The sequence below is a fragment of the Yeguia hominis genome, from assembly GCF_014384705.1.
Taxonomy (GTDB): Bacteria; Bacillota; Clostridia; order Oscillospirales; family Acutalibacteraceae; genus Yeguia; species Yeguia hominis.
The window spans coordinates 142,974-156,092 of the sequence record NZ_JACRSN010000001.1 but is presented as its reverse complement, the minus strand read 5'-3'; the positions used below and the strand labels follow the sequence as shown (position 1 = coordinate 156,092).

Genomic DNA, 13,119 nt, shown 5'->3' with positions numbered 1-13,119 from the left:
TATTTTTATATAAAACAGAACAAAAGGAGGTACGCGCATGCACAAACGAATTGCCTTTTTGGGGCTCATTCTGGTTCTCGTTCTGTTATCAGGATGTGCATCGGGGAACAGTGCAGTTTATACAGCTGATAAATCTGCTGCGCAGGAAGATTCTGCAGCAATTGAGTATCCGGCGGATTCGGAAGGCTGGTACGGGGAAGAAGAAAGTTCAGAAGCGACAAGCGACACATCTTCGCGCAACTATGGCGGGCATAAAGTGATCATGACGGCTTCTCTGGGGCTGGAGACACGCGCCTTTGATGAGGATCTTGCCGTGCTCAAACAGAAGGCGGAGACACTCGGCGGATATGTGGCGAATTCCGATATCAGCGGAAAAAAGCCGGAAAGCTATGGAGACAGCGGCCGAAATGCGAGCCTGACGTTTCGAATTCCGAAGGAACAGTTTGATGCGTTTTTGGAGTCTGCAAGCGGTGTTGCGACGGTAACTTATCGGAGCACGGGCAGCGATGATGTGACGGATTCCTATTTTGATACCCAGTCACGCCTGGAAATTTACCAGACCCAGCGCGACCGGACGCTTGCGCTGCTTGAAAAGGCTGACAAAATGGAGGACATCATTGCGCTTGAGACGGAACTTTCCCGTCTGACCTACGAGATCGAGTCGCTGACGACACAACTTAAGAAGTGGGATGATCTGATTGATTTTTCCACGGTGACAATCTCGCTTACCGAAATTCCGGCGGCAACGGCTGCTTCCGGAGAAGAGAGCATTGGCAGCCGGATGCAGGAAGGGTTTGTACACACACTGGGCGGAATGTCCGTGTTTTTTGAAAATCTGCTGATCCTTTTTGTGGCGGCCTCTCCGGTTCTGATTTTGCTGGCTGTCCTCGCATTGGCGATTGTGTTGATCGTGCGCCTTGCTTTGCGCCGGCGGAGCAAAAAGCAAAAGAAAAATCCATATCCGGTTTCGACTTATCAGCCGCAAATCCCGACAGCGCCGGAATCTGTAAAATCAGAAAAACAAAAATAAATGCATCTAACGAATAAATGCACCATAAAAAGCAGAATGCTGTTCTAAAAACAGGACAGTGTTCTGCTTTTTTATTTATTGCATGGGAATTTTTGCACTTATGTGATTGGAAAATCAACGGAGAAAAGCGCATAAGAAAAACCGCCGGTAGAATGGCGGTTTTTCTTATGTATATTGGAAAGGAAATCAGGAAGAGCGTTTTGCGGGCTTTTCTGAAACAGAATCTGCAACCGAAATGATTCCCGGTTCCGTCATGGTCAGAGGAGAAAGCACCAATTCCAGTTCTTCTGGTTTCATCACATGATTCTCTGTCAGCAGCGTGCGGATGGGGACATCTTCGGCAATTGCCTTTTTGGCAAGCTTTGCAGCCTGTTCATAGCCGATATACGGACACAACGCGGTCACGACACCGACACTGTTTTCCACCAATTGCCGGCAGCGTTCCCGGTTTGCGGTGATCCCGGAAATACAATTGTCGACAAACGTTTTGGTTGCATAAGCAAGCGTCTCAATAGATTGGAAGAGATTGTAGAAGATGATGGGTTCAAAGGCGTTAAGCTCCAGTTGCCCGGCTTCCACCGCCATGTTGATGGTCATGTCATTTCCGATAATATTAAAGGCGACCTGGTTGACCACTTCGGGAATGACGGGATTGATTTTTCCGGGCATAATGCTGGAACCGTTTTGACGTGCCGGAAGATTGATCTCATGGAGACCGGTCCGCGGACCGGAGGACATCAGACGCAGGTCGTTGGAAATTTTGGAGAGGTTGACCGCACAGGTTTTTACCGCGCCGGAAACCGCGACAAAGGCGTCGAGATTTTGTGTGGCATCGATCAAATTGTATGCCTGCACAAGATCCAATTCGGTGATACGCGCCAGTGTGGGGACAATGCGGTTTAAGTATTTCACATCGGCATTGAGCCCGGTTCCAATTGCGGTTCCGCCTAAATTCAGACAGCGCATTTCATCTTTTGCGGCTTCAAAACGTGCAATGTCGCGCCGAATCGCTTCGCTGTAAGCTTGAAATTCCTGCCCTAAACGAATCGGAACCGCATCTTGCAGTTGCGTCCGGCCCATTTTGATGACATCGTCAAATTCCGCTGCTTTTTTCTCCAAACTGGACTGCAGGTGTTTTAACTGGGTTTGTGCTTTGCTTAACAGGCGGAGTGTTGTCATGCGTCCTGCAGAAGGAAAGACGTCGTTCGTGGATTGACCACAATTGACATGGTCATTTGGATTAACAAGATGATAATCGCCTTTTTTGCCGCCCAAAATTTCGATTGCGCGGTTAGCGATAACCTCATTGGCGTTCATGTTCATGCTGGTGCCTGCGCCGCCCTGAATCGGATCGACAATGAAATCTTCGTGGTGCAGGCCGCGGATGACTTCGTCGCAGGCCTTTACAATTGCGTCAGCAATGTTTTTGGGCAGCAGCCCCGCCTCACAATTGGTGATGGCTGCGGCTTTTTTGATGTAAGCCATACTTTTGATGATTTCCGGATGCATGGCAAGTCCCGTAATATGAAAGTTTTCTGCGCCGCGCAGAGACTGCACGCCGTAATAAACATTTTCCGGTATTTCTTTTTCCCCGATGGAATCGCTTTCAGAGCGAAACGGAGAATTTTCCTGAAGCTGTGCTCGTTCCAATTTTTTTCCTCCTATTTTCAGGAACCTCCCGATAGGCAATCCGATGTCAGCTGTTTTACAGAATCGCGTTCGATCAGAGTTACATCCAATACGCGACTTTGCGCAACCGCATTTTTTCCCTCCATTTGTTCAAAAAGCAGTTCAATCGCCTGTTTGGCTTTTAAAGTGACATCCTGGCCGATGGTGGTAAGTTTGGGGTAATTATAGAAGCTGACAGTTTGGTTGTCAAATCCGATAAAAGAAAGATCGTCCGGAACGGAAATTCCTTTGTTTTTGCATTGCTCAATGACTTCGACTGCAAGATTGTCTGCCGGTAAAAAGACGCCGGTGACACCGTGTTTGCAAAGCATTTTCAGCCGTTCCGCTAAAAGGGCGGCATCGCTTTCAACCAGCAGATTGTCAGAAGGCAGTGTGACGCCATGTTCTTTCAGTCCGTGGCAAAATCCAAGATATCGCTGATGATTGGGGGAGTCCGGCCTGAGCTCCGGTGAAACGAAGATCAGGTTTCGGTGTCCCATTTTAATGAAATACTCCGCTGCAAGAACACCGCCTTTGAAGTCGTCGCATCCAACGTTGACGGCTTGCCGGTAGGTGCTGTAACAATCGGTAAAAACCAGTGGAATCTGATTGTTTTGACAAATTTTCCAGACATCGCTGTCCTCAACACGTAACAGAATGGCGCCGCCGACGTTCCATGAACGCAGGGTTTCATTGATTTTGGAATAATCGTCCAGAAAATTTACCATGAGAGAATATCCCTCTTTCTGGACGCGTTTTGCAATCACGCTGATCATGGTAGCGTTATGCGGCGAAACCGGAAGTCGGTCAAAACTCTTCATAGTAATGATAATGGAAATAATATTGGAGGTTTTGGCCGCCAGGTTCCTGGCGGAGAGATTGGGAACATATCCCATTTCTTTCCGGATTCGGTCAATTCGTTCTGCGGTTTCCGTCGAAACCTTATCGGTCTTTCCGTTGATGACGCGGGATACCGTCATAACGCTGACGCCGGCTTCTTTTGCGATATCTTTTAATGTTACCATTGGTGCTCCTCATTTTCACGATAAGATTAACGCTAACACAGTCTGAAGTCTATTATACCGGGGGTTTGCGAAAAATGCAAGGGTTATAAATCAAGAAAAAAGAAATTTTTGAAAGCCTAAAGTTTAAAAGCCGAAAGAATGTATAAGGGCTTGCTTTTTGAAATTTGTGACAAATTCATTAAAAATCAGAGCAATGATTTTACGAAATTACAAAATTGCAAAAAATGTGATTTATCCATTGACAAATACAAGCATACGGTGATAAAGTGTTGTCTAGGATAACGCTAACATAAACGCGTGGAGAAAGGAGGTTTCCTTGATTTTAAATAAAGCGCGTAATTTTATTTCAAAAAATATAAAGCAAAGGAGCGATTCATTATGAAAAAAAGAGTTTTAACCCTTGGTGTAGTTCTTGTACTCGTGCTGAGCATTTTAGCCGGATGCTCGACGGGTTCGGCGCAGAGCACCGCTTCTTCTCAGACAGAAAGCAGCGCCGCGGAGAGCGGTGCAGATGCTTCGGATGCTTCTTCGGACGCGTCGGTTGCAGGCCAGGATCCTTATCCGGAAGGGACGTTCCGGTATATGTCTGCCGGGTTGCCCCAGTACAAAAAAGTGTTCTTTGACGACTATCTTTCCCGTCAGGGAGAGCGCGGTGCAGGGGTTACGGTCGAATACGAAACAGCGGATGCTGCAACGCTCAAACAGAAAATGATTTTGGGATTTACTTCTGCTGCATATGACGATCTTCCCGATGTCATTTATATCGGACCGGATGAGATTGCATCCTTCCAAAAGGGAAATATGCTTGTGGAAGTTACCGATTATGTGAAATCCGTCGAGGATAAGCTGGTTGACGGTGCATTGGCAGGCGTCAGCTATAAGGATAAAATATATGCCTATCCGGATGAGGTTCGTCCGCAGCTTCTGTTCTACAATACGAAGATTTTTGAACAGTACGATATTGACATCGAGCGCTGCGACACCATTGAAGGCTGGATCGAAGTCGGAAAAGAACTCAAAGAAAAATCCGGCGGCACGGTGTATCTCTCCAACTATGATCCCGGAAAGAACACGTGGCGCTATTACGGCCGCCGCGGATTTATGCCGCAGGCCGGCGGACGCATCTGGGACGATGACGGAAACATCGTGTTCGGTTCGGACGAAAATACCAAAAAGGCCATGAACACTTTGGCGACGCTGAAAGAAAACGATCTGCTGCTCTCTGCTGCGTGGTTTGATGCCGCCTGTTTTGACGCTGCCCGTGCCAATCAGATCGCAACGTTCTACATCGGCGCATTTTATGACGAGCATCTGCGCAGCAACCTGCCGGATCAGGAAGGCGTTTGGAATGTGCGTCCGGCGCCGAAGTTTGAAGATGTCGGCACGAGAGGCGCGCCTGTCTCCGGCGGCGCAGCGATTGTCAACAAACCGGATGCCAAGTACGCGCAGCTGTTCCAGGATATCTGGACCGACTACAACTTTAACTATGAAGCGCGCAATGCGTATGTCGAGACCATGATCGAAGAATCCGGTCCGTTCTCCAATACCCTTGTAAAGGAAGCGCTGGAGGATCCCTTCTGGCAGCAGAAATCGGATTTCTACGGCGGCCAGTCCTTTATGCAGGCGGAATCCGAGGGCCTGAAGGATGCTGCTGCACCGCTGGTGACGACAACAGCGGATACAGACGCAGATGCGATTATTTCTCCTGAAATCGAGAAGTTTATGGCGGGCGAACAGAATATGGATGATACGATCGCCAACATTGACGCACAGCTCAAGCAGCAAATCGGAAAAGCGGAATTTTAAGGATGAAACCAGTCAAGGAGAGGAATTTTGCATGAGAATCAATTTAAGTACGGTCCCACTGATCGATACGCACTGCCACAAATTCGTAAGAGAGAGAGAGCCGGCGGAATTTGCAAGGGTAGTATCGCTGTCTTCGGATCCGCATCCGATCGAAGATGATCAGAGTATGCTGGTGTATGATCTTCTGATCCAGCGGATGCGCCGGCTTTATCAGCTGCCTGTAGGGACGCCGGACGACGAAGTGATTGCAGAGCGCAACCGCCGCTACGACGCGGATCCTGCCGGTTATGCGGCAGCGCTGCGGAAAGCAAGCGGGGTGCAGTATCACTGCTACGATATCGGATCCCCGGTCAGCGGTGATATGAATACCCCCGAGCAAGATGCATGGTTCGACCGTGTGGCGGAGCCGGAAAGTGTGAAAGTGATCACTCGAATTGAGCCGGTCATGCGCGAACTGTTTGCCCAGAAGCTCTCTTTTTCGGAATTCCTGACGGAATTTGACAAACGCGTCCGGTCTGATATTGAAAAACATCATGCCATTGCGTTAAAATCAGTCATAGGGTATCATACGGGACTTGATGTAGAACTGGTGGATGCTGCCACGGCACAAAAAGGCTATGAAGCCTATTTGGCAGGAGAAGGCGGCGAAGCAGCGGAAAAGGCAATTCGCGACTATATGATTCCGCTGTCTCTGGAAATCTGCAAGGAGTTTGATATTCCCATGCAGTTCCATACCGGTATTGGCTCTGCGCCGATGTGCGATCTGCGGAAAATGCGTCCGGCAAGTCTGCGGCGCATCATCAATGACGACCGCTTTAAAGGGAAAGTCAAAATTGTCCTTTTACATGCAGGATATCCGTGGGTAGAAGAGACCGGGCTGTTGGTCAACAATTTCTCCCATGTGTACAGCGATTTTTCCTCGATGATTTATTCGGCCGGAACAGCCGGATACCGTTCGATTCTTGCAATGTTGGAGGCTGCGCCGACCAACAAAATTATGTATGCCTCTGATGCAGGCGGAGAACCGGAATCCTTGTGGCACGCAGCGCTGCATTTTAAAGATCAGCTTGCAAAAGCACTGGAGTATTACATCGCCGAGGATGTCATCGGCTACGAACGTGCAATGCAAATTGCAAAGAATATTTGCCACGACAACGCTTTGCGGGTTTACTCCCGTCTGCAGTAAAAATATCCGGTTCGGGCAAAGGAGCACCGGCAATTGCCGGTGCTCTGCCCTGGAATTCTATAAGGAGGGGTAATGATGCAGCATCGTGCAAAAAGAGGACGGACGGCGCAGTTCCTGCACCGATATAAGACGCCCTATCTTTTCATTTTACCATTTTTTCTGATTTTCTTCGTGTTTCAATTATATCCGATGATTCAGTCTCTGATTTACAGCTTTCAGGAATATGACGGCCTGTCCGCTGCGCAATATGTCGGGTTGAAGAATTATCGAGACCTATTTCATGCGGACAACTATGCCTTCTGGGATTCTCTCAAAAATACAGCAATTTATTGGGTTGTCTGCAGCGTTTTGGTCATTGTATTATCCGTTTTGATGGCGATGCTGCTGAATTATAAACATTTGCGCGGGACCGGCGCGTTTAAGACGCTGACGTTTTTGCCGTATGTATGTGCTTCGGTTGCGGTTGCACTGGTATTTAAAATGCTGTTTGACACCAACTCCGGGCTTGTCAATGAGTTTTTGCAGCTTCTCGGCGCACAGCCGGTAGATTGGCTGACCAGTTCCCGGTGGTCGCGCGTTCCGGTAATCATTCTGTTTTGCTGGCGCAGTATTCCGTGGTTTTCGGTAATTGTTCTGTCCGGACTTTTGAGTATTCCGGGCGATTATTATGAAGCGGCTATTGTGGACGGTGCAAATTTTGTCCAGCAGTTTTTCCGGATTACCCTGCCGCTTCTGGGAAATATTCTCTTTTTCTGTTTTATCACAGTGACCTGTGATACCTGGAAAATGTTTAATGAATCTTATGTGCTCAAGGGACCTGCCTATTCCAATGCGACGCTGTTCCAGCTGATGTATGAGCATGCCTTCACCACCTTCCGGCTCGGCTATGCTTCCGCAATCGGTTATGTGCTGGCGGTCATTACCATTTTGGTTTCGATCATTCAGTTTTATGTGCGGCGCACACAGGAACAGCTCTTATAAGGAAGGAGGGACACAACAGTGGGATACAATAAAAAACGAAAATTTTCTGCCCTGCTAGTGCACGTGGCACTGATTGTGGTCTGTCTGATTTGTGTGTTTCCGGTGATCTGGATGACACTGATTTCCTTTAAATCCGTTCATGAATCCATGACGGGTTTTGCTTCGATTCTTCCTTCCGACCCAACGGTTGCGAACTATATTCGTGTTGTGGAAATTATGCCGAATTTGCCGTGGAACTTTCTAAATAACGTCTTTGTTTCCATAATGGGAACCGTAACGACGCTGTTCTTTTGTTCCCTGGCAGGTTTTGCTTTTGCAAAGTATCGGTTTCCCGGCAAGCAGGCACTATTCCTGTTTGTGCTGGCCACGATGATGGTGCCGCAGGAAATTGGGATCATTCCGGTTTTTCTCATTTATCGGAATCTCCACCTGATCAACAGCCTGTGGGGACTGATTATTCCGCGAATTGCAACCGCTGTCGGAATTTTCTATATGACGCAGTACATGCGGGATGTACCGACAGAAGTTTTGGAAGCCGCCCGGATTGACGGCTGTACAGATTTCCGGATCTACTGGCAGATTGTTTGTCCGATTGTCAAGTCCGGACTTGCAAGCTGGGCGACGCTGACGATGATCACCCGCTGGAACGACTTCTTCTGGCCGCTCGTTCTGCTGCGCAATGCCAAGAAATACACGCTGATGGTGGCAATTGCATTGCTGCCGACCAGCGACGGCCTGTCTACACCGTGGCCGATCGTGATGTCCGGCACGACACTGGCCGTTGTACCGGTTGTCATTGCCTATTTTATTGTACAGAAACTTCAGATTGCCAATGTCACGGCCGGCGCCGTGAAGGGCTGATTTTGAATAGAAGGGAACATACGCATGAAGAGGATAAATCTGGGCGGAACTTCACTTTCCGTTCCGCGGATTGTTGTAGGTTGTATGCGGCTTAACGAATTGCGGCCGGCGCAAATCGAAACGCTGGTTGCGGGCGCATTGGAGTGCGGCGCCAATTTTTTTGATCACGCCGATATTTACGGCCGCGGAGAATGTGAAAGCCTGTTTGCCAAGGCAATTGGGATGAACGCTGCAAAACGTGAGAAAATGATTCTCCAGTCCAAATGTGATATCCGGCCGGAACAGCAGATGTATGATTGTTCAAAAGCCTATCTCCTTTCGGCGGCGGACGGAATCCTCTCGCGCCTGCAGACGGATTATCTGGATATTCTTCTGCTGCACAGACCGGATGCGCTGATGGAACCCGAAGAGGTTGCGGAAGCCTTTGACCGGCTGCACAGTACCGGCAAGGTCCGCTATTTTGGCGTGTCAAATCAAAACCCCGGACAAATACGCCTTTTGCAGAAATATCTCCCGCAGAAGCTGCTGATCGATCAGCTTCAGCTCAGTATTACGAACAGCACCATGATTTCAAGCGGGATTCACGTCAATATGCTTGACGATGCCGCGGTATGCAGAGACGACGGCGTGCTGGATTACTGCCGGCTGCATGAGATCACCATTCAGGCCTGGTCGCCGTTCCAGTATGGAATGTTCGAAGGCACGTTTCTTCAGAACCCCAAATTTCCGGAACTGAACAAAACGCTTTCAGAACTTGCACAGAAATATGCGGTCTCGGAAACGACGATTGCAGCTGCCTGGGTTTTGCGCCATCCGGCAAAGATGCAGCTGATTGCGGGAACCACGAAGCTCTCCCGGTTACAGGAAATCTGCGGCGCAACAGACTTGACGCTTTCGCGTGAGGACTGGTATGCGATTTACCGTGCTGCGGGGAATACCATTCCGTAAATGAAAATGTTGCCGGTTTCAGCACGTCTGGCCTCTGCAGACGACGCGGAAGCCGGTTTGTTTTTTAAAGTATCGGCGTGGATGGAAAATATCCAGAAAAGTGTTTTTGGAAAAGCGTTTTCGAGAAAATAAATCTTGACAAACCGCCGCTCAGCGTGTAAGATAAGAATGCAAATGAAAGTAGAACAGAAATCTGTTCTCACCTGTGGGGTGTTGTCCGTCACGGGTCAATAGAAACAGATGCCAGCGGTTTTAAGCGGCTGATGTGGTATTGACGCGCGGACAGGATCTTCTGCCCGCGCTTTTTATTTGCGGTTTTCGGCCCGAAAATGCGGAGGTTGCCGCCGGACGGGTTTGAAACAGTAAAATAACGTGTTTTGGGGGTGCTTACCTATTAGCAGCAAGGAACTGCAGATCAACGAGCAAATCCGTGATAAAGAGGTTCGTGTGATTGACTCTGATGGCTCGCAGCTTGGCGTGATGCCGGCGAGCGAAGCGCTGGAGCGGGCGTATGCCCGGGACCTGGATCTCGTGAAGATCGCGCCGAAGGCAACTCCGCCCGTGTGCAAGATTATCGATTACGGCAAATACCGTTTCGAACAGGCAAAACGGGAGAAGGAAGCAAAGAAAAATCAGCATATCGTCGAAATCAAGGAAATTCGCCTTTCTTTGAATATCGACACCCACGATTTCAACACGAAGCTCGGCCATGCCAAGCGGTTTTTATCGGAGGGAAATAAAGTCAAAGTTTCCATCCGGTTCCGCGGACGTGAGATGGGACATCCGGAACATGGCACCGTGATTATGCAAAAATTTGCGGAAGCGTGTGCAGAGGATGCCAATGTGGAACGCGCGGCAAAACTCGAGGGACGCAATATGTTTATGTTCCTTGCGCCCAAACCCGCGAAGTAAAATGAATTGTTAGGAGGAGCAGTCATGCCCAAACTGAAAACGCACAGCGGCGCGAAGAAGCGCTTCAAGATGTCCGCGACCGGAAAAGTAATCCGTGCCCATGCAAACAAATCCCATATCCTTAACAAAAAGACCACAAAGCGCAAGAGAGGCCTGCGTCAGACAGCGGTTGCAGATGTGACCAATGTGATGAAGGTCAAAAAGATGCTCCCGTACAAATAAGGAGCAACAGACGGTTTAAAACAAGACGATTGAGTTGGAGGTAAGGATAAATGGCACGAATCAAAGGCGCAATGATGACGCGCAAAAGAAGAAAGAAAGTATTAAAGCTTGCAAAAGGCTACTGGGGTGCAAAGAGCAAGCATTTTAAAATGGCTAAACAGGCTGTTATGAAGTCCGGAAACTATGCATACATCGGCCGGAAGCAGAGAAAGAGAGACTTCCGCCGCCTGTGGATTACCCGTATTTCTGCGGCATGCCGCATGAACGGAATCAACTATTCCACATTTATGAACGGACTGAAAAAGGCGAACATTACGCTCAACCGCAAGATGCTCTCTGAGATCGCGATTGCCGACGAGCAGGCATTCAAAGCGCTTGTAGAACAGGCAAAAGCTGCACGATAAAAAAGCTGGAATTGCGTCCGGGAGTGTCCCGGACGCAACTTTTGTATTTGTGAAAAACAGATTGTACCGCCGGAGGAGAGAAAGAAAAGCATGGAGATCCTGAAAATTACCAGTCGTCAGAACGAGGCGGTCAAACAGTTTTGCGCTGTTGCGCGAAACCCGGAAAGCCGCCGGCAGACTGGTCAATTTGCGGTAGAAGGCGCCCGGCTGTGCGCAGATGCAGCCAAAAGCGGAATGGCGCTGAAAAGCGTGTTTTTTACCCTTCGTGCGCAGGAAAAGTACCCGTCTTATCTGGAAACACTGCTCCAAAAGGCCCAGCTGTGTTATGAAATTGCAGAACCGGTTGCAGAGAAAATGCGCGATGTCAAAAGTCCGCAGGGCATTTTTTGCCTTTGCGAGGCCCGCAAAACGGAACCGGTTTCCCGCATGAAACCGGGAAGCCGCTATCTTGCGGCGGAACATCTGCAGGACCCCTCCAATCTCGGCGCAATTATGCGTTCCGCAGAGGCGCTGGGGATCGACGGTCTGCTGATTTCTTCGGATTGCTGTGACCCGTATGCGCCCAAAGCGCTCCGGGCTTCGATGGGAGCGGCTTTTCGGCTACCGGTCTATGAGACGGCGGCGTTTCCGGAAACATTACAATCTCTTCGGGAGCGCGGATTTGCAACCTATGCGGCGGTTGTGGATCCTGCAGCGCAAAGCGTCCTGGAGGCTGATTTTTCACAGGGAGCCGTTTTAGCGGTCGGAAATGAAGGAAACGGCCTTTCGGCGGAGGCAATTGCCGCTTGTCATCCGATTACGATTCCGATGCGAGGCCGTGCAGAATCTCTGAATGCGGCAGCTGCTGCAATGATCTTGATGTGGGAAATGATGCGCCGATAGGGGGACGTCATTTGGACGAGAGGGTTTATTGGATTTGGCTGCAGCGTGCGCTGGGCGTTGGCGGGACACGGATCCCCGCGGTGCTGCGCGCGTTTCAGACTGCAAAAGCATTTTATGAGGCCGGCGCTTCCGCCTGGGAGGGGCTTGGCATATTGACGCAGCGGGAAAAGGAACTGCTGCATACGGGGTCTCTGCAGGAAGCCGGTTTGCTGCTGAACCGCTGTGCGGCGCTGGGACAAACCGTGTTGACGCCGGAAACGCCGGGCTATCCGGAGCGCCTGCGCGCGATTTATCATCCGCCGTGCGTCCTGTATGTGCAGGGAAAGCTGCCGGATATGGATCGCTGCTTGTCGATTGCGATCGTCGGTTCCCGGACTGCTTCCCATGCTGCGCTGCATACGGCCGGTGAGATTTCCGGCGCACTTGCGCGGAACGGTGTTGTGGTGGTCAGCGGCGGCGCGCACGGTGTGGATCATGCGGTGCACGAGGCGGCGCTTTCGGCTGGCGGTGTGACCGTTTCCGTTTTGCCGTGCGGAATCGATTATCCGTATTTGCCGGAATATGCGGAACTTCGTGAAATGATTGCGGCAAGCGGCGCCCTGGTTTCGGAATATCCGCCGGGGACCGGTGTGCAGAAATGGAATTTCCGGACTCGAAACCGGCTGCTGTCCGGCCTGAGTTCCGGCGTTTTGATTGCGGAGGCTGCCAAAAGGAGCGGGACGATGATTACGGCCCGCTATGCATTGGAGCAAAACCGCGATGTGTTTGTCATCCCGGCAAATGTCGGGCCGGAATCGGAAGGTTCTAACGGATTGCTTCGTTCCGGCGCAAAGGCAGTACTTGCTGCGGAGGATGTTTTAGATGAATATGCCGGGCGCGATTATGAGCGGGTGCTTCCGCAGGAGGCGCCGGCGCAGATGGCAAGACCGGCGGCACAGGACGCGAAGGCGCTTTTTTCAAAGGAATTTTCTGCGGATGCAGAAACCGTCTATCGGGTCCTCGGCAAAACACCGCTGACTATCGGGGAAGTGGCAGCAGCAACCGGACTTTCCGCACAGCGCCTGTTTGTTGCGCTGACAGAGCTGGAAATCGAACAAAAAATTCAGTCCTTAGCCGGTCGGCGGTATGTTCGGATAGAAACTGCATAGGATGAAACAGAATACCATCAGGGCGCACGCACCTTTTAAAAGCGTG

At 50.1% G+C, this 13,119-nt stretch carries 13 protein-coding genes; 11 read left to right on the top strand and 2 right to left on the bottom strand.

Translation table 11 applies throughout. From position 1 onward, the window contains the following. The first annotated feature begins 37 nt into the window (after window positions 1-37). Window positions 38-1,030 (top strand): DUF4349 domain-containing protein, encoded by a 993-nt coding sequence (locus IAG03_RS00700; RefSeq protein WP_249317743.1) that lies wholly within the window; start codon window positions 38-40, stop codon window positions 1,028-1,030. 186 nt (window positions 1,031-1,216) lie between these two features. Here the strand turns inward: IAG03_RS00700 and IAG03_RS00695 are convergent, their stop codons facing one another. Together IAG03_RS00695 and IAG03_RS00690 are read right to left on the bottom strand one after the other, a co-directional pair. Beyond that, window positions 1,217-2,680, bottom strand: a complete 1,464-nt coding sequence (locus IAG03_RS00695) for an aspartate ammonia-lyase (protein ID WP_249317742.1) — start codon at window positions 2,678-2,680, stop codon at window positions 1,217-1,219. A 17-nt stretch (window positions 2,681-2,697) separates the two neighbouring features. Then, complete coding sequence (locus tag IAG03_RS00690; RefSeq protein ID WP_249317741.1) at window positions 2,698-3,723, bottom strand: LacI family DNA-binding transcriptional regulator; 1,026 nt, start codon at window positions 3,721-3,723, stop codon at window positions 2,698-2,700. Between the two features lie 378 nt (window positions 3,724-4,101). Between IAG03_RS00690 and IAG03_RS00685 the strand changes: the two genes are divergently transcribed. The 10 genes from IAG03_RS00685 to dprA all read left to right on the top strand — a co-directional run bounded on the left by IAG03_RS00685 (window position 4,102) and on the right by dprA (window position 13,073). Next, entirely contained in the window at window positions 4,102-5,529 is a 1,428-nt protein-coding gene (locus IAG03_RS00685; protein WP_249317740.1) for an ABC transporter substrate-binding protein, read from the top strand. Between the two features lie 31 nt (window positions 5,530-5,560). Further along, window positions 5,561-6,715, top strand: coding sequence for an amidohydrolase family protein (locus tag IAG03_RS00680; protein WP_249317739.1), 1,155 nt, complete (start codon window positions 5,561-5,563; stop codon window positions 6,713-6,715). A gap of 75 nt (window positions 6,716-6,790) precedes the next feature. Then, entirely contained in the window at window positions 6,791-7,696 is a 906-nt protein-coding gene (locus tag IAG03_RS00675; RefSeq protein WP_249317738.1) for a carbohydrate ABC transporter permease, read from the top strand. Between the two features lie 18 nt (window positions 7,697-7,714). After that, window positions 7,715-8,557, top strand: a complete 843-nt coding sequence (locus IAG03_RS00670) for a carbohydrate ABC transporter permease (protein ID WP_249317737.1) — start codon at window positions 7,715-7,717, stop codon at window positions 8,555-8,557. A 24-nt stretch (window positions 8,558-8,581) separates the two neighbouring features. Next, window positions 8,582-9,505 (top strand): aldo/keto reductase, encoded by a 924-nt coding sequence (locus IAG03_RS00665; protein WP_249317736.1) that lies wholly within the window; start codon window positions 8,582-8,584, stop codon window positions 9,503-9,505. Window positions 9,506-9,952: 447 nt separating this feature from the next. Beyond that, window positions 9,953-10,417 (top strand): translation initiation factor IF-3, encoded by a 465-nt coding sequence (infC, locus tag IAG03_RS00660; protein ID WP_249317735.1) that lies wholly within the window; start codon window positions 9,953-9,955, stop codon window positions 10,415-10,417. A 24-nt stretch (window positions 10,418-10,441) separates the two neighbouring features. Continuing rightward, on the top strand, window positions 10,442-10,639 hold the full coding sequence (rpmI, locus tag IAG03_RS00655; protein ID WP_249317734.1) for a 50S ribosomal protein L35: 198 nt from the start codon (window positions 10,442-10,444) through the stop codon (window positions 10,637-10,639). A gap of 50 nt (window positions 10,640-10,689) precedes the next feature. Next, window positions 10,690-11,043: a 50S ribosomal protein L20 gene (rplT, locus tag IAG03_RS00650; protein WP_249317733.1), complete on the top strand. Its 354-nt coding sequence runs from the start codon at window positions 10,690-10,692 to the stop codon at window positions 11,041-11,043. Between the two features lie 90 nt (window positions 11,044-11,133). Next, a complete protein-coding gene (locus IAG03_RS00645; RefSeq protein ID WP_249317732.1) occupies window positions 11,134-11,925 on the top strand; it encodes a TrmH family RNA methyltransferase in 792 nt (263 codons plus the stop codon). A gap of 11 nt (window positions 11,926-11,936) precedes the next feature. Next, window positions 11,937-13,073 carry a DNA-processing protein DprA gene (dprA, locus tag IAG03_RS00640; protein WP_249317731.1) on the top strand — a complete coding sequence of 379 codons (1,137 nt, stop codon included), beginning with the start codon at window positions 11,937-11,939 and terminating at the stop codon, window positions 13,071-13,073. Window positions 13,074-13,119 lie beyond the last annotated feature (46 nt).